Annotated in this window: 18 protein-coding genes; 11 read left to right on the top strand and 7 right to left on the bottom strand. The window is 63.0% G+C overall.

All coding sequences use genetic code 11. The annotated features are described in order from the left end of the window. The first annotated feature begins 145 nt into the window (after nucleotides 1-145). Together HJC00_RS00880 and HJC00_RS00875 are read left to right on the top strand one after the other, a co-directional pair. The gene (locus HJC00_RS00880; protein WP_221163524.1) at nucleotides 146-889 is read left to right on the top strand and encodes an SDR family NAD(P)-dependent oxidoreductase; all 744 of its coding nucleotides are present in this window, start codon (nucleotides 146-148) and stop codon (nucleotides 887-889) included. Beyond that, nucleotides 886-1,794 (top strand): sigma-70 family RNA polymerase sigma factor, encoded by a 909-nt coding sequence (locus tag HJC00_RS00875; RefSeq protein WP_221146703.1) that lies wholly within the window; start codon nucleotides 886-888, stop codon nucleotides 1,792-1,794. Before HJC00_RS00880 ends, HJC00_RS00875 begins: the two co-directional genes overlap by 4 nt. 191 nt (nucleotides 1,795-1,985) lie before the next feature. Here the strand turns inward: HJC00_RS00875 and HJC00_RS00870 are convergent, their stop codons facing one another. The 3 genes from HJC00_RS00870 to groES all read right to left on the bottom strand — a co-directional run bounded on the left by HJC00_RS00870 (nucleotide 1,986) and on the right by groES (nucleotide 5,120). Further along, the gene (locus HJC00_RS00870) at nucleotides 1,986-2,432 is read right to left on the bottom strand and encodes a hypothetical protein (protein ID WP_210629039.1); all 447 of its coding nucleotides are present in this window, start codon (nucleotides 2,430-2,432) and stop codon (nucleotides 1,986-1,988) included. Between the two features lie 681 nt (nucleotides 2,433-3,113). Next, a complete protein-coding gene (gene groL / locus HJC00_RS00865; RefSeq protein ID WP_088396568.1) occupies nucleotides 3,114-4,751 on the bottom strand; it encodes a chaperonin GroEL in 1,638 nt (545 codons plus the stop codon). Between the two features lie 72 nt (nucleotides 4,752-4,823). Beyond that, nucleotides 4,824-5,120 carry a co-chaperone GroES gene (gene groES, locus HJC00_RS00860; protein ID WP_004675403.1) on the bottom strand — a complete coding sequence of 99 codons (297 nt, stop codon included), beginning with the start codon at nucleotides 5,118-5,120 and terminating at the stop codon, nucleotides 4,824-4,826. Nucleotides 5,121-5,470: 350 nt separating this feature from the next. Here groES and HJC00_RS00855 point away from each other — a divergent pair, with 350 nt between their 5' ends. The 4 genes from HJC00_RS00855 (at nucleotide 5,471) to HJC00_RS00840 (ending at nucleotide 11,268) form a co-directional block, all read left to right on the top strand. Then, entirely contained in the window at nucleotides 5,471-6,319 is an 849-nt protein-coding gene (locus HJC00_RS00855) for a TIGR01459 family HAD-type hydrolase (RefSeq protein WP_210629038.1), read from the top strand. Nucleotides 6,320-6,333: 14 nt separating this feature from the next. Continuing rightward, nucleotides 6,334-7,317: a bifunctional riboflavin kinase/FAD synthetase gene (locus tag HJC00_RS00850; protein WP_210631691.1), complete on the top strand. Its 984-nt coding sequence runs from the start codon at nucleotides 6,334-6,336 to the stop codon at nucleotides 7,315-7,317. Between the two features lie 283 nt (nucleotides 7,318-7,600). Then, nucleotides 7,601-10,507, top strand: a complete 2,907-nt coding sequence (gene ileS, locus HJC00_RS00845) for an isoleucine--tRNA ligase (RefSeq protein ID WP_221163523.1) — start codon at nucleotides 7,601-7,603, stop codon at nucleotides 10,505-10,507. Nucleotides 10,508-10,638: 131 nt separating this feature from the next. After that, nucleotides 10,639-11,268, top strand: coding sequence for a hypothetical protein (locus HJC00_RS00840; protein ID WP_221163522.1), 630 nt, complete (start codon nucleotides 10,639-10,641; stop codon nucleotides 11,266-11,268). 260 nt (nucleotides 11,269-11,528) lie between these two features. On the opposite strand, the gene HJC00_RS00835 is transcribed toward HJC00_RS00840, so the two are convergent. Next, nucleotides 11,529-11,966: a nucleoside deaminase gene (locus tag HJC00_RS00835; protein ID WP_210631690.1), complete on the bottom strand. Its 438-nt coding sequence runs from the start codon at nucleotides 11,964-11,966 to the stop codon at nucleotides 11,529-11,531. 90 nt (nucleotides 11,967-12,056) lie between these two features. On the opposite strand from HJC00_RS00835, the gene HJC00_RS00830 reads away from it, so the two are divergent. From HJC00_RS00830 to HJC00_RS00820, 3 genes are read left to right on the top strand one after another with little or no spacing between them, the layout of a single operon-like run. Further along, nucleotides 12,057-13,961 (top strand): pseudouridine synthase, encoded by a 1,905-nt coding sequence (locus HJC00_RS00830; RefSeq protein ID WP_221163521.1) that lies wholly within the window; start codon nucleotides 12,057-12,059, stop codon nucleotides 13,959-13,961. After that, entirely contained in the window at nucleotides 13,942-14,502 is a 561-nt protein-coding gene (gene rsmD, locus HJC00_RS00825; RefSeq protein WP_221163520.1) for a 16S rRNA (guanine(966)-N(2))-methyltransferase RsmD, read from the top strand. Before HJC00_RS00830 ends, rsmD begins: the two co-directional genes overlap by 20 nt. A gap of 15 nt (nucleotides 14,503-14,517) precedes the next feature. Beyond that, the gene (locus HJC00_RS00820; protein WP_221146700.1) at nucleotides 14,518-15,399 is read left to right on the top strand and encodes a patatin-like phospholipase family protein; all 882 of its coding nucleotides are present in this window, start codon (nucleotides 14,518-14,520) and stop codon (nucleotides 15,397-15,399) included. Here the strand turns inward: HJC00_RS00820 and HJC00_RS00815 are convergent. The 3 genes from HJC00_RS00815 to HJC00_RS00805 form a co-directional block, all read right to left on the bottom strand. Beyond that, nucleotides 15,388-15,867: an EVE domain-containing protein gene (locus HJC00_RS00815; RefSeq protein WP_221163519.1), complete on the bottom strand. Its 480-nt coding sequence runs from the start codon at nucleotides 15,865-15,867 to the stop codon at nucleotides 15,388-15,390. The two genes, HJC00_RS00820 and HJC00_RS00815, sit on opposite strands and share 12 nt — an antisense overlap. Before the next feature lie 3 nt (nucleotides 15,868-15,870). Continuing rightward, complete coding sequence (locus tag HJC00_RS00810; RefSeq protein WP_210629031.1) at nucleotides 15,871-16,242, bottom strand: VOC family protein; 372 nt, start codon at nucleotides 16,240-16,242, stop codon at nucleotides 15,871-15,873. A gap of 118 nt (nucleotides 16,243-16,360) precedes the next feature. Beyond that, entirely contained in the window at nucleotides 16,361-18,175 is a 1,815-nt protein-coding gene (locus HJC00_RS00805; RefSeq protein ID WP_221163518.1) for a monovalent cation:proton antiporter-2 (CPA2) family protein, read from the bottom strand. 119 nt (nucleotides 18,176-18,294) lie between these two features. On the opposite strand from HJC00_RS00805, the gene HJC00_RS00800 reads away from it, so the two are divergent. After that, on the top strand, nucleotides 18,295-19,641 hold the full coding sequence (locus HJC00_RS00800) for a TldD/PmbA family protein (RefSeq protein WP_210629029.1): 1,347 nt from the start codon (nucleotides 18,295-18,297) through the stop codon (nucleotides 19,639-19,641). 29 nt (nucleotides 19,642-19,670) lie between these two features. Then, complete coding sequence (locus HJC00_RS00795) at nucleotides 19,671-20,480, top strand: 3'(2'),5'-bisphosphate nucleotidase CysQ (RefSeq protein WP_221154340.1); 810 nt, start codon at nucleotides 19,671-19,673, stop codon at nucleotides 20,478-20,480. Nucleotides 20,481-20,525: the final 45 nt, after the last annotated feature.

Below are 20,525 nucleotides of genomic sequence, written 5' to 3'. Positions count from 1 at the left end.
TCCCGGCGGCATTCGGTCGGAGTCAGGCTTTTTTGACGCCGGCTTCCACAAATCGCAGATGGCGATGACTCTTTTCACCTCCTTGAAGCGTCGTTGTTGCGACCGTCGTCGAGCGGTCGAAACCAACCCGACTAAGGACTGAGAAATGGATCTGGAAGGAAAGCGAATCGTGGTCGTCGGCGGGAGCCGCGGCTTGGGGAGTGGGCTCGCCGAGGCATTCGTTGCTCGCGCGGCCGAAGTCACCGTGGTCGCCCGAGACGCGACGGCTGAGCAGCGGCCGGCTAAGCAACCGGCCTTCACCGCCATATCCGCCGATGCGACCGATGCCGACGCGGCGTGGCGGATCATGGAGCAGACGCGACCTGATGTTGTCATCATGAATGCCGGTGCGAAACCGTCCATGGAACGGATCGACCGCATTGGCTGGGAGGCATTCACGACCAACTGGAATGTGGACGTCAAGGCCGCGCTGCATTGGGTACAGGCTGCCCTGACTTTGCCAATGGCGCCGGGCGGGCTCGTCGTCCTGGTCTCCAGCGGAGCCGCCGTGCAGGGGTCGCCGCTATCGGGAGGTTATGCCGGCGCCAAGCGCGCGCAGTGGTTCATTGCAAAATATGCCGAAGACTTGTCGGCCGAACTCGGCCTGGGCTTGCGGTTCCGGGTCATCGTTCCCCGGCAGATGTTCGTTGGAACTGGTGTGGGCGATACCGGAATTGGGGCCTATGCTGCGAAGGCGGGTCGGACATTTGCCGAGCAGGCCGCCACCTGGCCGGACATGACGCCGCGGACTTTCGGTGATACGGTCGCCGAACTGATCGGCGATTCCGGCCTCGCCGAGGCCATGGTCTATGCCGTGCGTGGTGATACGGGTGTGACGGTCATCGAATGACGAAAGACCCAGCTCTCGGGGCCGAAGAGAGGAAAACTCTGCTCGAAGACCTGGCCAGGGAAGCGGACGCGCTTCGCCCCCAACTGCATCGTTATGCTGCTCGTCTGGTGGGTTCGGTGATCGACGGCGAGGACGTGATTCAGGACGCGTTTGTCAGGGTATTTGCGACGGCCGGCTCGATCCCACCGGGCACGCGGCTGCGACCGTGGCTGTTTCGCATCGTCCACAATCGAGCCATAGATGCCCTGCGCCAGCGCAGTACGCGCCGGTCGGAGCCGCTTGAGATGGCCTTTGATCTGGCCGATATCAGCGCCGTCGGCCCGGAGGACGCGCTGATCCGGCGGGACACGGTGAGTATCGCCCTGGGTCATTTTGCAGAATTGCCGGTGCCGCAACGCAGCGCGGTGATCCTCAAGGATGTGCTGGGAGAGTCGCTTGCGGATATCGCAGCGCTGCTGGAACTGAGTGTCGATGCCGTCAAGGCCCATCTGTCGCGCGGTAGGACGCGATTGCGCGCGATCTCCGACGTGCGGTCTGAGGTCGCGCCGTCGCCAAGTCCCGAGGCCCAGAACTTTGCAGCGCTCTTCAACGCCCAAGATTGGGACGCGCTGCGTCGCTTGCTGGCCGATGACGTTCGGCTTCGCCAGGCGCGACGGCCGGAAATCTCGGGTGCCGCCGACGTCGGTCGGTTCTTCACCTACTATGCCCAATATCCGCCGGTCAGGCTCGAACCGGCCTGGCTGGAAGGCCGGGAAATATTGCTGGTATCGGCCGAACCGTCGGGCGGTCCTTCCTATTTCATGCTGCTCGAATGGCGCGGGCAAAAGATAAGCCTGATCCGCGACCATCGCTACGCGACCTATGTCATGGATGGTGCTGATGTCATGCCGGCCGCATCGCGGTGACCGATACTGGTCGAGACGAGCTTTCTCGCGGCCCGCTATGCGCCGAATACCAAATCAGAAGCCAATGCCCGAAAGCCTGCCACGTGAAGTTAGGTTCACGCGATAGGCTTAGGGAACCGCAAATTTAGCGATTCCACGTTTTACGTTAGTGGCTGAGCCCGGAGGCGGCCTTTATCTCGCGTCGCCGGTCTTCACTGCCAGCTTGTGATCTGGGTTGCGTCTTGCAGCTTGAAGCGCGGAAAGATGAAGACGCCGGCCATGCGGCCGCTGTATTTCTCCTCGAGCCCGCTCGACTCCCCCATGCAAAACAGCGGCTGACGGAAACCGTTCCGCGTGATGATCGTCGTCGAAAAACAGAAAGAGGAGCAGTGCGTCGCCGCCTGCTCGAACAGCTCCAGCACGTGGCTGCGATCCTTGGTATCGTAGCAGCGGATCAGGTTCAGCAGGCCGCATTCATCGGCGGAGATGCCGTGCAGCATCGCGCTCCATTTGCCGAGACGGATCAGGCCGGTCGAAAAATCTCCGGTCCAGCTTTCGGAAACTGACAGCTGAGCAAGCATCTGGTGATTTTGATGATTGTCGTTCAGGGAGCCGGTCATCAAGGGCACGGCTGCATTGGCTTTGGCGATCTTAAACAAGGCGTTCCCCAGTTCGGATGCGGCTCCGACGCCGCACGCTCGGCAAACACAAAGAAACAGGATCATGGGACAGGGGCATAATGCCCGCGCCTACACCGGCGATCGTTGCGGCCGTTCGAGTCTCCGGACCGGAGCCTCTCGAGTACGCAACTATGGCATCGCCTTCTCGCGCTCGTCTGATGGCGAAAATCATCGCCGGGCGCGCATCAATTGCAGCGCGGATTTATAGGAGCTTTTGCACAAACGGCAACGGCTTTTTAAGGGCTGTTCGGATCGGCATCAGTTGCGGGAAATGTCGGCATCCCCGCGTCTTCGGCCAGAAGTGATCAGTTTCAGCGCTTTTCGACCCGTTTCGCTGCGCTTGCGGGAGAAAGCCTGCCCCCCGTAAGCAATCTCCCGCGCATAGGAAATGAGCGGCGACATAAGCCTGACGAAAGCTTCGCGAGCGCGGACGCACTGCGCAGCATAAAATAGCGCGCAACGGATCGAATCATTTTTGGCGAAAAGAAAAGGGCGACCCGAGGGCCGCCCTTCCTGTTCCGGATGTGCCGGAATGGATTTCAGTGACGGCTTTCGCCTATCACATCATGTCCATACCGCCAGTTCAGCGCGCTTTACGCGCTGAACCATTTTGAATGATGGGCGGTTTCATGGACGATGTTGTGACAGGCCGGAGGCCTATCACATCATGTCCATACCGCCCATGCCGCCCATGCCGCCCGGCATAGCCGGAGCGTCCTTCTTCGGCAGCTCGGCGATCATGGCTTCGGTGGTGATCAGCAGCGATGCGACGGAAGCGGCATCCTGCAGGGCGGTGCGAACGACCTTGACAGGGTCGATGATGCCCATGCCGATCATGTCGCCATATTCGCCGGTCTGGGCGTTGTAGCCGTAGTTGTCCTGATCCTTGTCGAGGATCTTGCCAACGACGATCGAAGCTTCGTCACCAGCGTTCTCAGCGATCTGGCGGGCCGGAGCCTGCAGAGCGCGACGAACTATGTTGATGCCGGCTTCCTGGTCGTCGTTGACGCCCTTGGCGGAGATCTTGACGGAAGAACGGAGCAGGGCAACGCCGCCGCCCGGTACGATGCCTTCCTGAACGGCAGCGCGCGTCGCGTTGAGGGCGTCGTCGATGCGGTCCTTCTTCTCCTTGACTTCGACTTCGGTCGAGCCCCCGACGCGGATGACGGCAACGCCACCAGCGAGCTTGGCAAGGCGTTCCTGCAGCTTCTCGCGGTCGTAGTCGGAGGTGGTTTCTTCGATCTGCGCCTTGATCTGGGCAACACGGCCTTCGATGTCGGACTTGGCGCCCGAACCGTCGACGATCGTGGTGTTTTCCTTGGAGATCGAAACCTTCTTGGCACGGCCGAGCATGTCGAGCGTGACGCTTTCGAGCTTGATGCCGAGGTCCTCGGAGATGACGGTGCCGCCGGTCAGGATGGCGATGTCTTCGAGCATGGCCTTGCGGCGGTCGCCGAAGCCAGGCGCCTTGACGGCAGCAATCTTCAGGCCGCCGCGCAGCTTGTTGACGACGAGCGTTGCAAGGGCTTCGCCTTCGACGTCTTCAGCGATGATGAGGAGCGGCTTGCCGGTCTGGACGACGGCTTCGAGAACCGGGAGCATCGACTGCAGGTTCGAGAGCTTCTTCTCGTGGAGGAGAATGAAGACGTCTTCGAGGTCGGCGACCATCTTTTCCGGGTTGGTGACGAAGTAGGGGCTGAGATAGCCGCGGTCGAACTGCATGCCTTCGACGACTTCGAGTTCGGTTTCGGCGGTCTTGGCTTCTTCAACCGTGATGACGCCTTCGTTGCCGACCTTCTGCATGGCTTCGGCAATGTCGAGACCGACCTGACGTTCGCCGTTTGCGGAGATCGTGCCGACTTGGGCGACTTCCTCCGAAGTGTTGATCTTCTTGGCCTTGGCCTGGAGATCCTTGACGACTTCAGCAACGGCGAGATCGATGCCGCGCTTCAGGTCCATCGGGTTCATGCCGGCGGCAACGGCCTTGGCGCCTTCGCGAACGATCGCCTGGGCAAGAACGGTTGCAGTCGTGGTGCCGTCGCCGGCGATGTCGTTGGTCTTCGAAGCGACTTCGCGGACCATCTGGGCGCCCATGTTTTCGAACTTGTCTTCGAGTTCGATTTCCTTGGCGACGGAAACGCCGTCCTTGGTGATGCGCGGAGCGCCGAACGACTTGTCGATGATGACGTTACGACCCTTCGGGCCGAGCGTGACCTTCACTGCATCGGCGAGAATGTCGACGCCGCGCAGCATCTTTTCGCGCGCGGTGCGGCCAAACTTGATTTCTTTAGCTGCCATGTTTGTGACTCCTGAATTCGATTTGTTCGGGCGAAACGCCCGTCAGCCATTTCGGGAAAGCGGATCGGCCGATCAGCCGATGATGCCCATGATGTCGGCTTCCTTCATGATCAGAAGGTCTTCGCCGTTGATCTTGACTTCAGTGCCGGACCACTTGCCGAACAGAACGCGGTCGCCAGCCTTGACGTCGAGAGCCACGACCTTGCCGGACTCGTCACGTGCGCCGGAGCCGACGGCGACGATTTCGCCTTCCTGCGGCTTTTCCTTGGCGGTGTCGGGAATGATGATGCCGCCCTTGGTCTTCTCTTCGGACTCGACGCGACGAACGACGACGCGGTCGTGAAGCGGACGGAAATTGGTGCTTGCCATTGTCTAATCCCTCGATCGAATGACATTCGCGGACCGGAGCGGTCCACATGGATAAGTGTTAGCACTCCTCTAAGGTGAGTGCTAGCGCTCGAGCATTTAGGGATGGCTCCGAGAGGAGTCAATGAGAGCAATCACGAATTTTTGTGCCGGAATTGTGAAGAGGCGGTGAATTATCGGAGATTGTCGTTGAAATGTTCTCTAACCGTTGCGTTCGGCAACGTCGCCCGACCTTGCCATTCGCTCTGGCCGGGATTGCCGGCGCTCTTGTCTGCCAAGGTGAAGAAAATGCCTTGCCATCGCCTTGCGCCTTTGCAATGTCACCGGTGACTGAAGCAAATCGGGAAATCGGCATGGCCAGGCGGATAGAAAACTTCTCGCAGATATCGGCGCATTACGACGTGGTGCTCTGCGACGTCTGGGGGGTGGTTCACAACGGCGTCGATCCGTTTCCGAAGGCCGCCGCCGCCCTTCAAGCCGCGCGTGAGAGCGGCGTCGCCGTCGTCCTCATCACCAATTCGCCGCGCCTTTCCTGGCAGGTGGTTGAGCAGTTGCGCCATATCGGAGTCCCCGACAGCGCCTATGACCGGATCGTCACCTCGGGCGACGTCACTCGCGGGCTGATTTCAGAAGGGCCGAAGACGGTCTTTCTGCTCGGCCCCGAGCGCGACAAGGCGCTTCTCGAAGGCATTGGCGTCGAACGTCGGCCGGCGGGCGAAGCGCAATCGCTCGTCTGCACCGGCTTTTTCGACGACGAGACGGAGAAGCCCGAGGATTACACCGACATGCTTCTGGATTTTCAGGCACGCGACGTGCCGATGATCTGCGCCAATCCCGACCTCGTCGTCGAACGTGGCCATCGCATCATCCCCTGCGCCGGCGCCATGGCCGCCTATTACGAGCAATTAGGCGGCAAAACCCGCATTGCCGGCAAGCCGCACCAGCCGATCTACGAAGCGACGCTTGCGGCCGCCCGCGAGCTTCGCGGCGATTTTTCCATTGACCGCGTGCTGGCGATCGGAGACGGCATGCCGACGGATGTGCGCGGCGCCTTGAATTTCGGTCTCGATCTTCTCTACATCAGCGGCGGTATTCACGCGAAGGAATACACCTTGAACGGCGAGACCGACGAAGCGATCCTCAACGCCTATCTCGATCGGGAGAAGGCGGCGCCGAAGTGGTGGATGCCGCGTCTTGCATGAAGAGAAGCCAGCCGATGACCGTCTTCCACCGCAATGAAACCCGCGAACCCTTGCCCGCCCATCTCAAGGGCGGGGTGATCGCCATCGGCAATTTCGACGGCGTGCATCGCGGCCATCAGTCGGTGCTGAACCGTGCGCTCGAAATCGCCAAGGCGCGCGGCATTCCTGCCCTGGTGCTGACCTTCGAGCCGCATCCGCGCACGGTGTTCCGGCCGCAGACACCGGTCTTCCGTCTGACGCCCGCGCCGCTCAAGGCCCGCATCCTGGAAACCCTTGGTTTCAATGCGGTCATCGAATATCCCTTCGACTATGAATTTTCGCAGCGCTCGGCCGACGATTTCATCCATTCGATCCTGAAGGATTGGCTCGGCGCCTCCGAGGTCGTCACCGGCTTCGATTTCCATTTCGGTCGCGGTCGCGAAGGTGGTCCTGCCTTTCTGATGAATGCCGGCCAGACCTATGGTTTCGGCGTCACTCTGATCGATGCCTTCCGCGACGAGAACGCCGACGTCGTCTCTTCGAGCCACATCCGGGCGCTCCTGAAGGACGGCAATGTCAGCGAAGCGGCCGGCATGCTGGGCTACCGCTACACTGTCGAAGCCGAGGTGATCGACGGCGAAAAGCTCGGCCGCCAGCTCGGTTTTCCCACCGCCAACATGCGCCTGCCGCCCGAGGCCGAACTCGCCGCCGGCATCTACGCCGTCCGCTTCCGCCGCCAGGACGGAATGCTCCACGATGCCGTCGCCAGCTATGGCCGCCGGCCGACCGTCACGGAAAACGGCGCGCCGCTGCTCGAAACCTATCTCTTCGATTTCAGCGGCGATCTCTACGGCCAGCGCTGCGCCGTCTCCTTCTTCGGCTATATCAGGCCCGAGCTGAAATTCGACGGCCTCGATGCGCTCGTCGCCCAGATCAAACGCGACGAGGAGGAGGCGAGGGCGCTGCTGGCGGGCGTCGTGCCGCTCGGCGAACTTGATCGGAAACTGTGTTTCGCCTGAGTTCGTCACGGCTCGGGATATTCCGCATGGTGGAATCGGCCCTGACCTGGGTTGCCAGGCCTGCGATTTCTTCTCTTCCTTTTCCCGGCAAAAACGCCTATGAACCGGCGCTATGACGAAATTTCGGCTGGCGACCACGATACGAATTATCGGCCCGGCCTTCCGCGCGCGCTAAGCGGCCGGGAGGTCCGGGTTTTTGGCGCTTGCGAGCAGGCGCTTCCGCCGCCACCTATTTTCACGTCCGTTGCGCCCCTCCCTGGGCCGCCAAAAACGATTGTCGAACATGACCGAAACCGCCGAAAAGATCGATTACTCGAAGACCCTCTATTTGCCCGAAACCGATTTCCCGATGCGCGCCGGTCTGCCGCAGAAGGAGCCGGAGCTCGTTGCCCGCTGGCAGCAGATGGATCTCTACAAGAAACTGCGCGCCTCCGCCGCCGGCCGCGAGAAATTCGTCCTGCACGACGGCCCGCCCTACGCCAATGGCAACATCCATATCGGCCATGCGCTGAACAAGATCCTCAAGGACGTCATCAACCGTTCGTTCCAGATGCGCGGCTATGACGCCAACTACGTGCCCGGCTGGGATTGCCATGGCCTGCCGATCGAATGGAAGATCGAGGAGGAGAACTATCGCGCCAAGGGCAAGGCCAAGCCCGACCTGAGCGAGCCGGCGGCGATGATCGGGTTCCGCCGCGAGTGCCGCGCCTATGCCGAGAAGTGGATCAAGGTCCAGGGCGACGAGTTCCAGCGCCTCGGCATCGTCGGCGACTTCGAAAACCCGTATCTGACGATGAACTTCCATGCGGAAAGCCGTATCGCCGGTGAACTGCTGAAGATCGCCGCAAGCGGCCAGCTCTACCGCGGCTCCAAGCCGATCATGTGGTCGGTCGTCGAGCGCACCGCGCTTGCCGAAGCCGAGGTCGAATACCACGATTATGAAAGCGACACGATCTGGGTGAAGTTCCCGGTCGCGAAGGGCTCGGAGAGCCTCAAGGATGCCTTCGTCGTCATCTGGACGACCACGCCCTGGACGATCCCCGGCAACCGCGCGATCGCCTATTCCTCACGTGTCGCCTACGGCCTTTACGAAGTCACGGCCGCCGACAACGATTTCGGCCCGCGCCCGGGTGAAAGGTTGATCTTCGCCGACAAGCTGGCTGAAGAATCTTTTGCCAAGGCAAAGCTGCAGTACAAGCGTCTCGCCGACGTCACGGCTGCCGATCTCGCCGGCATCACCTGCGCGCATCCGCTTAGAGGCCTCGACGGCGGTTACGAGTTCGAAGTCCCGCTGCTCGAGGGCGATCATGTCACTGACGATGCCGGTACCGGTTTCGTGCACACGGCGCCGAGCCACGGCCGCGAAGACTTTGACGTCTGGATGGCGCATGCCCGTGAGATCGAGGCGCGCGCCATCGAGACCAAGATCCCGTTTCCGGTCGACGACGGCGGCTTCTACACGGCCGATGCCCCCGGTCTGGAAGGCGCACGCGTGATCGACGACAACGGCAAGAAGGGCGATGCCAATGATCGCGTCATCAAGGCGCTGATCGATCGGAACGCGCTCTTTGCCCGCGGCCGTCTGAAGCACCAATATCCGCATTCCTGGCGCTCCAAAAAACCGGTGATCTTCCGCAACACGCCGCAGTGGTTCGTCTATATGGACAAGACGCTGTCGGATGGGACGACGCTGCGCAATCGGGCGCTGAGCGCGATCGATGACACCCGCTTCGTGCCGGCCGCTGGCCAGAACCGTCTGCGCGCGATGATCGAGCAGCGCCCGGACTGGGTGCTTTCCCGTCAAAGAGCGTGGGGCGTGCCGATCTGCGTCTTCGTGAATGAGCAGGGCGAAGTCCTGAAGGACGAGGCCGTCAACCAGCGCATCCTCAATGCCTTCGACGCAGAGGGCGCAGACGCCTGGTTCGCCGAAGGCGCCAAGGAGCGCTTCCTCGGCAACGAGCATGATCCGGCCAAGTGGACGCAGGTCATGGATATCCTCGACGTCTGGTTCGACTCCGGCTCGACGCACACCTTCACACTGGAAGACCGCCCCGACCTGAAATGGCCGGCCGACCTTTATCTCGAAGGGTCTGATCAGCATCGCGGCTGGTTCCATTCCTCGCTCCTGGAATCGGCCGCCACCCGCGGCCGCGCGCCCTATAACGCCGTCCTCACCCATGGTTTCACCATGGACGAGAAGGGCGAGAAGATGTCGAAGTCGAAGGGCAACGTCACCGCCCCGCAGGAAGTGATGAAGGATGCCGGCGCCGATATCCTGCGTCTCTGGGTGATGACCTCGGACTATGCCGATGATCTCCGCGTCGGCAAGACGATCATCCAGACCAATGTCGACGCCTATCGCAAACTGCGCAACACCATCCGCTGGATGCTCGGCACGCTCGCCCACGACAAGGGCGAGGTCATTGCGCTTGCCGATCTGCCGGAGCTGGAGCAACTGATGCTGCACCGTCTCTCCGAGCTCGACCAACTCGTGCGCGAGAACTATGATGCCTTCGACTTCAAGAAGATCGCCCGCGCATTGATCGACTTTGCCAATGTCGAGCTCTCGGCCTTCTACTTCGACGTTCGCAAGGATGCGCTCTATTGCGATGCGCCCTCCAGCCTTCGCCGCCGCTCGGCGCTTTATGTCATCCGCATGATTTTCGATTGCGTGGTGACCTGGCTTGCGCCGATGCTGCCCTTCACCATGGAAGAGGCATGGCTCTCGCGCAATCCCTCGGCCATCTCGGTGCATCTGGAGCAGTTCGCTCCGGTCGCAAAGGAATGGCGCAACGATGCGTTGGCCGAGAAGTGGAGAAAGATCCGCGCAATCCGCAGCGTCGTGACCGGCGCGCTCGAAATCGAGCGCAAGGACAAGCGCATCGGTTCCTCGCTCGAGGCGGCTCCGGTCGTGCATGTCGCCGACGCGGCGCTTTGCAAGGCGCTCGAGGGCCAGGACTTCAGCGAAGTCTGCATCACCTCTGGCATCACGATCAAGACGGATGCCGGCCCGGCTGACGCTTTCCGTCTTGCCGAGGTGCCTGATGTTGCCGTCGTGCCGAGGCTTGCCGAAGGCGTCAAATGCGCCCGTTCCTGGCGCATCACCACCGATGTCGGTTCCGATCCGGAGTATCCCGATGTCTCGGCGCGCGACGCCGCCGCATTGCGCGAACTCGGCATCCGCGCCTGAAGATATTTGCCGGGTGAATTGCCTTCGAGGCGTTCATCCGGTAAAAGCTGCCTGAAAATGGCCGGATTTTTGCGTCAGGGGGACGGTTGTCCGGTAGGGCGACGATTGCACCGGTGGCTGGAAGGGTTTTCATGTTCGCAACGCATTGGTTCCGTGTAGGCGCCTGCCTGTCTGTTGTCATGGTGGGATGCTCCCTGGTGTCCGGCTGCGCCAGCAGCCCGACCTACGGCACCGACAAGACGGCCATGGAGCAGCTGACCGACGATCTCGGCCAGTCCGTGTCGCTGACCGGGCCCGACCCGAAGAACAAGGGCGTCAAATATACGCCGCGTCCGACGCTGGTGCTGCCGGCTGAGGGGCAGCGCGAGACCCTTATCGCGCCGCAGCCGACGGTGGCCAACAAGGACAATCCGCAATGGCTTGAATCGCCGGAGGAGACCCGCGCCCGCCTCGTTTCCGAGGCTGACGCCAATTCGGACAACCCGAATTACCGCTCGCCGCTGGCGAGCTCCGCCATCGAAGGCGGCCGGCGCACGACCGAAGCCCAGACCCAGGCCTATCGCGAGGCCCGCGCCCTGCAGAAGGGCTCATACATCGATCAGCGCCGCTATATTTCCGATCCGCCGCCCGGTTACCGCACCGTCGACGACCCGGCAAAGCTCGACGACGTCGGCGAGCCCGAGCTCAAGAAGCAGAAGAAGCGCAAGAAGGATGCGGCAATCGCCAATTCCGGCAAGCAGTGGTGGAACTTCCTGCAGTAGCGGTTTTCCGAGCGCTTAGCGCCGCCGCAGGAGATCGGTGATGGCAGCCCCTCATCCGGCTGCCGCCACCGACCGGCGTCGAGCCACGGGCCTCGCCCGTCTTTCGGACCCCGCTCGCGGGGCGAACGGACATGCCACACCGTCTCCGTTCCTCACCAGCGTCTCGCAGGGCACGTCCCCTCGCCCCGCGAGCGGGGAAAGGGTTAGGGTGAGGGGCAGCTATCAGCGCAAAAGCCGAAGATGGCGGCGGGCACTGAGCACTACGGCGCCTCTCTCCGTTCCACAAAGAATCGCCGCAAGATCTCGGCCGACTGCACCTCGTTGATGCCGGAATAGACCTCGGGAGCGTGATGGCAGGTCGGTTGTGCATAGAATCGCACGCCATTGTCGACGGCGCCGCCCTTCGGATCCTCGGCGCCGTAATAGAGCCGGCGGATGCGCGCAAACGAGATGGCTGCCGCGCACATGGTGCAAGGCTCGAGCGTCACATAGAGATCGGCGCCGACAAGGCGCTCCTGCCCAAGCGTCTCGCAGGCGAGCCGGATTGCGGCGATTTCGGCATGCGCGGTGACGTCTTTGAGTTCGCGCGTGCGGTTTCCCGAGCGTGAAACGGCGATATCGTCGACAACGACGACCGCGCCGATCGGCACCTCGCCGCGTACTCCTGCGGCGCGCGCTTCTTCAAGCGCCATCTCCATGAAACGATTTGTCTTCACGATCGCAAGAATTTCCACTTAACCGCAGATGCGTGACCTGATAGACAGGCCCAAAAGGCAGGCAAACAGCAAATGACACCCAAAGACAAGCCAAAACGCCCGGGCGCAACGCCCCTTTCACGGGATATCAGGCCGAAAGCCGGTCCGAAGGCCGCGGCCGCGCGCCCGGCGGCGGCCGAAGCCGAAAGCGACACCAAGGCCGAGCGCATTTCCAAGGTGATGGCGCGCGCAGGCGTCGCCTCCCGCCGCGACATCGAGCGCATGATCATGGAAGGCCGTGTGACGCTGAACGGCACGGTTCTCGAAACCCCCGTCGTCAACGTCACACTTGCCGACCGCATCGAGGTCGACGGTGTACCGATCCGTGGCATCGAGCGCACCAGGCTCTGGCTCTATCACAAGCCGGCGGGCCTCGTGACCACCAATGCCGATCCGGAAGGCCGTCCGACCGTCTTCGACAACCTGCCGGAAGAGCTGCCGCGCGTCATGTCGATCGGCCGGCTCGACATCAACACCGAAGGCCTGCTGCTGCTCACCAATGACGGCGGCCTCGCCCGCGCCCTCGAACTGCCGGCGACCGGTTGGTTGAGGCGCTACCGCGTCCGCGCCCATGGCGAGATCGATCAGGAAGCGCTCGACAAGTTGAAGGACGGCATCGCCGTTGACGGCGTGCTCTATGGATCGATCGAGGCAACCCTCGACCGCACCCAGGGCTCAAACGTCTGGATCACCATGGGCCTTCGCGAAGGCAAGAACCGCGAAATCAAGAACGTGCTCGGCGCTCTCGGTCTCGACGTCAACCGTCTGATCCGCATTTCCTATGGGCCGTTCCAGCTCGGCGATTTGCCGGAAGGCCAGGTCGTCGAGGTGCGCGGCCGCACATTGCGTGACCAGCTCGGCCCGCGCCTGATCGAGGAAGCCAAGGCGAATTTCGACGCGCCGATCTACAACGCCCCGGCTGTCGCCGCCGAGGAAGAGGAACAGGCCGCGGCACCGGCGGCGCCGGAAAAGCGCGAACGGCCGCGGCGCCAGGAGGACAAGCGTGAGCGGGCGCTGAGCCGCCTCGACACCAAACGTGACGACCGCCACGGCGGGCGCAGAGACGACGATCGCCGCGACGGCGGCCGCAGGGATGAAGACAAGCCGAAGCGCGCCCAGCCGCTCGGCCAGCGCCGCAGCGCCAATGTCTGGATGGCGCCCGGCGCCCGGCCTCTCGGCGAGAAGGCGGCGGCCAAGGCCGCCAAGAATGCGCAGACTGCGCGCCGGCGCGGCGAGCAGCCGGCGGCAAAGACCAATGCTTTCGATCGCATCGAGGATCGCCCGCGCACGCCGATCAACCGTGTGCGGGAAGAGGACGGTGAATGGATCCGTTCGAGCGAGCAGCCCCGCCGCAAGGATGAGGTCGAAGGCTTCGGCCGCCAGCGCTCGTTCGGGGATCGTCCCGCTCGCGAAGACCGCGGCTTCGGCGATCGCCCATCGCGCGGCGACCGGCCTTTCGGCGACAAGCCGCGCGGCGATCGCAAGCCCCGTGCGGATGGTGACGAACGTCCTCGTGCCGCCAGAGTCTCCACCGGCGAGGGCCGTTCTGAGCGTCCGCGCAGCGACCGCCCCTTCGGCGATCGTCCATCGCGGGGCGATCGACCTTTCGCCGGCAAGCCGCGTGGCGATCGCAAGCCGCGCGAGGAGGGTGACGAGCGCCCGCGGACAGCCAGAAGCTTCGCCGGCGAGGGTCGCTCCGAGCGTCCGCGCGGCGAACGGTCGTTCGGCGACAAGGCTGTGAGCGGCAAGCCTTCGGGCGATAAGCCGCGCGGCAAGAGCTTTGGCGCCGGGTCCGGCGGACCCAAGAATTTTTCCGGCAAACCGAAGGGCGCCAAGCCAGGCGGTGAAAGGCCGGGCGGTGACAGGCCCGCGGGCGGTCCGTCCAGAGGTGGTGCTCGAGGAAAGGGAATGACGCGCGGTGCGGATCGTCGGCGGTGAGTTTCGCGGACGGCCTCTCGCCGTGCCAAAATCCAACGAGATCCGGCCGACCGCCGACCGGACACGCGAGAGCCTGTTCAATATATTGAGCCATGCCTATCCGGAATGCGTCGACGGCACCCGGATCATCGATCTTTTCGCCGGCACCGGCGCCGTCGGCCTCGAAGCCGTCTCGCGCGGCTGTCGCCACGCGCTCTTCGTCGAAAACAGCATCCAGGGCAGGGCGCTGCTCTGGGAAAACATCGATGCGCTCGGCCTGCACGGACGCACCCGCATCCTGCGCCGCGATGCGACCAATCTCGGCAGCGTCGGCAATCTCGAGCCTTTCGATGTGCTCTTTGCCGACCCGCCCTATGGCAAAGGCCTCGGCGAGAAGGCGATGGCGGCGGCCGCCATCGGCGGCTGGCTGCGGCCGGGGGCGATCGCGGTGCTCGAAGAGCGCGCCGACATTGTCGTTTCGGTCCACCCTTCCTATGTTTTCCTCGAAAGCCGCATCTTTGGCGATACGAGGGTGCATTTCTTCCGATATCAGCCGCAATAGGCGCAGGGGCGGGGCGTGCAGCAGGCAGAGATCATCAGTCCGAAACTGCCTGCGATCAGCGATTTGCCGACAGTCGCGGTTGCCTTCGGCGGCGGCGGCGCGCGCGGCCTGTCCCATATCCATGTCATTGAAACCCTTGACGAACTCGGGATCCGCCCGGTTGCGATTGCGGGTTCGTCGATCGGCGCCATCATGGGGGCCGGCATGGCCGCCGGCATGTCCGGCGCCGAAATCCGCGAACATGCGCTGGCAACCGTCGGCAACAAGACGGCCGTCGTTGCCCGCATCTGGGGGATGCGACCGACAACGGTGCGCGATGCGGTGGCCAAGGGCATCCGCATCGGCCAGTTCAATCTGGAACGGATACTGAAAGCCTTCCTGCCCTCCGAGCTGCCGGCCCGATTTGAAGATCTGCTGGTGCCGATGAAGGTCATCACGACAGATTATTACGGTCAGAACGAGGTGATCATCAAAGAGGGCGAGCTGTTTCCGGCACTCGCCGCCTCGTCTTCCATCCCCGCCGTTTTCATGCCGGTGCGCCTGCGCGGCCGCGTAATGATCGATGGTGGCATCAGCAATCCGGTCCCTTATGAATGCCTGATGGATCTTGCCGACATCGTCGTCGGCATCGACGTCGTCGGCGCCCCGGAAGGCGACGGCACCCATATCCCGAACCGCATGGAAAGCATCTTCGGTTCCGGCCAGTTGATGATGCAGACGGCGATCTCCCTGAAGCTGAAGCTTTGCCAGCCGCATATCTTCCTGCGCCCGACGGTCGGCCGCACCGGCGTCATGGATTTCCTCAAAGCCCGCGAAGTGCTTGCCATGTCCGTCGGCGTCAAGGACGACCTGAAATTCGCCCTCGACCGCGAGATCGAAGCGCGGCTAAAACGCTAAAGAACCTTGCATGGGCACCGTTGTTCGCGTCCGCGCGACATGAGCGAGCGGTTCAGAGAACATTGCTTCGGCTATGAGCTCGGCATCATCATTGTCGATTTCGAAGAGACCAAAGCGCAGTCGATATCCCCAGCCAGCCCGATCGCTGGTGAAAGATAGCCGACCGAGCAGCGGCCGGATGGGTGCTTCCGTGGCTCGCCACCAGGCGACATCCCGTCTCCAGGGGCGGAAGCCCGGGTGAACCTCCACCTGATATGCCTCCTTTTCCTCGATCATGCCAATGGCCGTGAACGCCTGCAGGCGATCGGTGCCGCCAAAGGTTTCGGTCGGCGAATAGTAGATGACGCGGTCGCTTGGCGCGCTCCGCTTAAGCGGAGCGGCCTTGCCGTGACAGACTTGCATGAACCCGGCTTTGCGTCCGATGCGGACATGGTTTGCTGATGCGACAGCGATCCAGCTGCGCGACATGGCTCAGTCCTCCGCCACGTTGTAGACGCGCAGACGATGCCCGTCGGGATCGGCCGCGACAAAGCTACGGCCGAAATCGAGGTTGGTCGGCGGCAGAAGGATCGGCGCGCTCTTGTCCTGCCATTCGGTGTGGAGCCTATCAACCATGTCTGCTGTCGCAACCTTGAAACCGACCTCGCAGCCGCCACCCGCCGCAGCCGGAGCAGGCTCGACGCCCGCCTTGCCCCACAGTCCGAGTGCCAGCCCCGAAGGCAGAATGAACATGGCGAAGGTCGGGCTGGCTTCGACGGGATCCTGCCCGAGCAGCCGCGCATAAAAGCTGGCGCTCTTCGGCGCGTCGGTTACGAAAAGCAGAATGCTGTTGCTGTCGATCATGTTAGCCTCCTGTGTGTCAGTCAGGAGGACCCTAGAGAGGCATGCTGACAGATTCTGGCAGTAACCTCCGTGCCTTCCGCTTGTCGATCCGCTCGAGCGTCGCGCCTGCGGATTTGATTTATGCGTCCGCCGTCGCATCCGTGATTCCGGCCAGCGGATCATCCTCGAAAGGATCGGCGGCGCGCTTCGGCTTGACTAGCGGTTCGGGACGGACAGGGTGGGAAAACAGCATGTCGCGCCCCGCCTGGAGCCCCTCGGAGACCTGCAGGGCGAGCCGCGCCTCGTCGCGCTTGCGGATGTCCTCGCCGATTTCATAAGCGTCGGTTTCGGAGACGCCGAGCGCCTCCAGCGTCCGCCTTCCGAACAGCAGGCCCGATTCCAGTGTCTCGCGCAGCTCGTAATCGATCCCCTTGTTGCGCAGTTCGATCGAATGGATGCGGTCGTAGGAGCGTACGTAGAGGCGCGTCTGCGGATAATCGGCCTGCACCAGCTCCACCACCTTGTCGGTGATCTCCTTCTTCTGGGTGCAGACGAGCACGATCTTCGCGCGGTCGATGCCCGCCGAGCGCAGCACGTCCTTGCGGGTGCCGTCGCCGAAATAGATGCGAAAGCCGAAGGAGGAAGCCTGGCGGATACGGTCGGCGGAAAAATCGATGACGGTGACGCTGCGCCCGCCGGCAAGCAGGATCTGGGCGGCGATCTGGCCGAAACGCGAGAAGCCGACCATCAGCACGTCGGCGCCGGCGCCTTCGAAATCCTCGTCCAGCTCCTCCTGTTCATCGCCGTTGAGCAGCCGCTTCGACAGCGCCGCGCCGATCGGCGTCAGCGCCATGGACAGCGTGACGATCGCCACCAGCAGCGATGCGGTGCTCGTCGACATCAATCCGACGACGCCCGCGGTGGTAAAGAGCACGAAGCCGAATTCGCCGCCTTGCGGCAACAGGAAAGCAATGCGGATTGCGTCATTGTGCGGCGATCCTGACATCCGGCAGAGCCCGTAGATAATGATCGCCTTGACGGCCATGACGATCGGCACAGAGACGATAACAAAGAGCGCGTTGTCGACGAGAACGCCGAGCTGCAGCGACAGGCCGACGGCGATGAAGAAAATGGCGAGCAGTACGCCGCGAAAAGGCTCGATATCGGCCTCGAGTTCGTGCCGGTAGGAGGATTCGGCCAGCATCACCCCGGACAGGAAGGACCCCATCGCCATCGACAGCCCGGCAAGCTGCATCAGGCTTGCCGATCCCATGACGACAAAGAGCGCCGCCGCGATCATCGCCTCGCGCGCGCCGGTGCGGGCGATGATCTGGAAGAGCGGCGTCAGCAGGTAGCGCCCCATGACGATCATCGCCGCCACCGCACCGACGGCCACGGCAAAATCGGTGAGCGGCGTATTGCTGCCCTTGCCGCTGCCGTCGAGAACGGTGATCAGCGCCAAGAGCGGCACGATCGCCAGGTCCTGGAACAGCAGCATCGAGAAGGAACGCTGCCCGTATCGCGTGTTGACGTCGCCGTCGCCCTCGAGGATCTGCATGGCGAAGGCCGTCGAGGACAGCGCCAGCCCGAAACCGGCGACGATGCTGCCGCGCCAATCCAGAACTTCGGAAAACCAGGCGAGCGCGGTCAGCGCCAGCCCTGTTACCACCACCTGCGCCGTGCCGAGACCGAAGATATCGCGCCGCATCTGCCAGAGCCGGCTTGGCTTCAACTCCAGGCCGATGATGAAGAGCAGGAAGACGACGCCGAGCTCGGCCACGGCAAGGATCTGTTCGCCATCGGTGATGCCGTGGAAGACGGGGCCGATGACGATGCCGGCGGCGAGGTAACCCAGCACCGTTCCGAGCCCGAGCTTCTTGAAGATCGGCGCGGCGACCACCGCGCCGCCGAGCAGCAGGATCGTTTCGGAAAAAAGGTCGTTGGGCGCTGACATGCTGACAATTTCTTTCGACGGCGGGAAACATCCTGGCAGCCCTGACAAAGAATCGGCGGCGGCGGCCTTGATGCCAGGGAGAGTGCACAATAAATGGATGCCGAAGGAAAGGCCAAATCATGTCCTCTGAAATCGATTCCTCGACACTTCTTTCCCGCGCAAGTCAATTGATCGATCTGGCAAGGAAGGCGGGCGCCGACGCTGCCGACGCCGTCGTCGTTCGCTCTCGCTCGCAATCGGTCAGCGTCCGGCTTGGCAAGGTCGAGGGGACAGAATCGTCGGAAAGCGACGATTTTTCGCTCCGCGTCTTCATCGGCAAGCGCGTCGCCAGCGTTTCGGCCAATCCGGGCTTCGATCTCCAGGCGCTGGCCGAACGGGCCGTCGCCATGGCCAAGGTTTCCCCGGAAGACCCGTATGCGTGCCTGGCGGACGAGGCGAACCTTGCCAAGTCCTATCCCGACCTGCAGTTGCTCGATGCCACCGAAGTCTCCTCGGAGATGTTGCGCGAGGCGGCTCTTGCCGCCGAGACGGCAGCTCTTGAAGTCACGGGCGTCACCAATTCCTCCGGCGCCGGCGCGTCGGCCGGCATGGGCGGCCTCGTTCTCGCCACATCGCACGGTTTCCAAGGCAGTTACATGGCCTCCCGTTTCGGCAACTCCGTCAGCGTCATCGCAGGCGAAGGCACCGGCATGGAGCGCGACTATGATTTCGACAGCCGGCTTTATTACGCCGAACTCGACGATCCCGCCGAAATCGGCCGCCGGGCCGGCGAACGGGTGGTCAAGCGTGTCAATCCGCGCCAGGTGCCGACCGGCAAGAATGTCACGGTCGTCTTTGATCCGCGCGTCGCCCGCGGTTTCGTCGGCCATATCGCCGGTGCGATCAACGGTGCCGCCGTCGCCCGAAAGACCAGCTTCCTGCGCGACAGGATGGGTCAGCAGGTGCTGAAGTCAGGGCTGTCGATCACCGACGATCCGCTGATCGTGCGCGGGCCTTCCTCGCGTCCCTTCGACGGTGAGGGCGTGTCCGGCGAGCGGCTTGTCATGATCGAAGACGGTGTCCTGAAGCACTGGTTCCTCTCGACCTCGACGGCCCGCGAACTCGGCCTGCGGACCAATGGCCGCGGCGTGCGCGGCGGCAGCGCCGTCACGCCGTCTTCCACCAACCTTGCCCTTGAGCCGGGCGAGATCTCGCCGGAGGAGCTGATCCGCAGCACCGGCAACGGTTTTTACGTCACCGAACTGATCGGCCACGGCGTCAACATGATCACCGGCGAATACAGCCGCGGCGCCACCGGCTTCTGGATCGAGAACGGCGAACTTACGTTCCCGGTGTCCGAGGTGACGATTGCCTCGAACCTCAAGGACATGTTCATGCGCCTGACGCCGGCAAATGACATCGACCGCAAGTTCGGCGTCGCGGCTCCGACCTTCGCGATCGAAGGCATGACGCTCGCCGGACAGTGAGAAGCGGGCGGCAGGAAATGGGTTGACGGATGAGCGATAGCGAAAAGCTGCGTTGGCAGAGCGATCTCGCCTTGATCGCCGATGCTGCCAAGGAGGCCGGCGCGGTCGCCTTCGGCTTCTTCAACCAGTCTCCCGAGGTCTGGTGGAAGAACGGCGACCGCTCTCCCGTCAGCGCCGCCGATTTCGCCGCCAACAAGACGCTTGAAACGATCCTGCGCAAGGCGCGGCCGGATTATGGCTGGCTGTCGGAGGAAACCGAGGACGATGCTGACCGCCTCTCGTGCGAGACGCTGTTCATCGTCGATCCGATCGACGGCACCCGCGCCTTCCTCGGTGGGCAGCTGGTCTGGTGCGTCAGCGTCGCGGTCGTGCATCGCGGTCGCCCGGTCGCCGGTGTGCTCTATGCGCCCGCGCTCGAAGAGCTCTACGAAGCGGTCGATGGCGGCGTGGCGCTGAAGAACGGCGTGCCCTTCACCGTTTCCGCCGCCGGGCCGGACGAGGTGAGCCGGCTTGCGGTCGGCGAAGACCTGTTGAGGACGTTTCCGCCGGCGTTCCGTGACCGCGTGAGGCGCGAAAAATATATTCCATCGCTCGCCTATCGCATCGCCATGGTGGCGGACGGCCGCCTCGAAGCCACCTTCGTCAAGGGCAATTCGCACGACTGGGACCTTGCCGCCGCTGATCTCGTTCTGGCCTGCGCCGGTGGCCGCCTCGTCGATCTCGACGGCAAGCCGATCGTCTATAACAGGGCGGACGTCACCCATAAGGTGCTCTGTGCGGCGCCGACGGCCCGGATCGATGAGTTTCTAACGGCTTTTGCCGGGCGAGGAGACGGTTGACGTTTCCGTCAAAATCCCGCAGATGAGGTGGCGGAGGAATTCGGC

This window comes from Rhizobium sp. NLR22b (assembly GCF_019685295.1).
In the GTDB taxonomy this organism is placed as follows: domain Bacteria; phylum Pseudomonadota; class Alphaproteobacteria; order Rhizobiales; family Rhizobiaceae; genus Rhizobium.
Note: the sequence above shows the minus strand (reverse complement) of the source record. Positions and strands in the feature narration are given on the sequence as shown.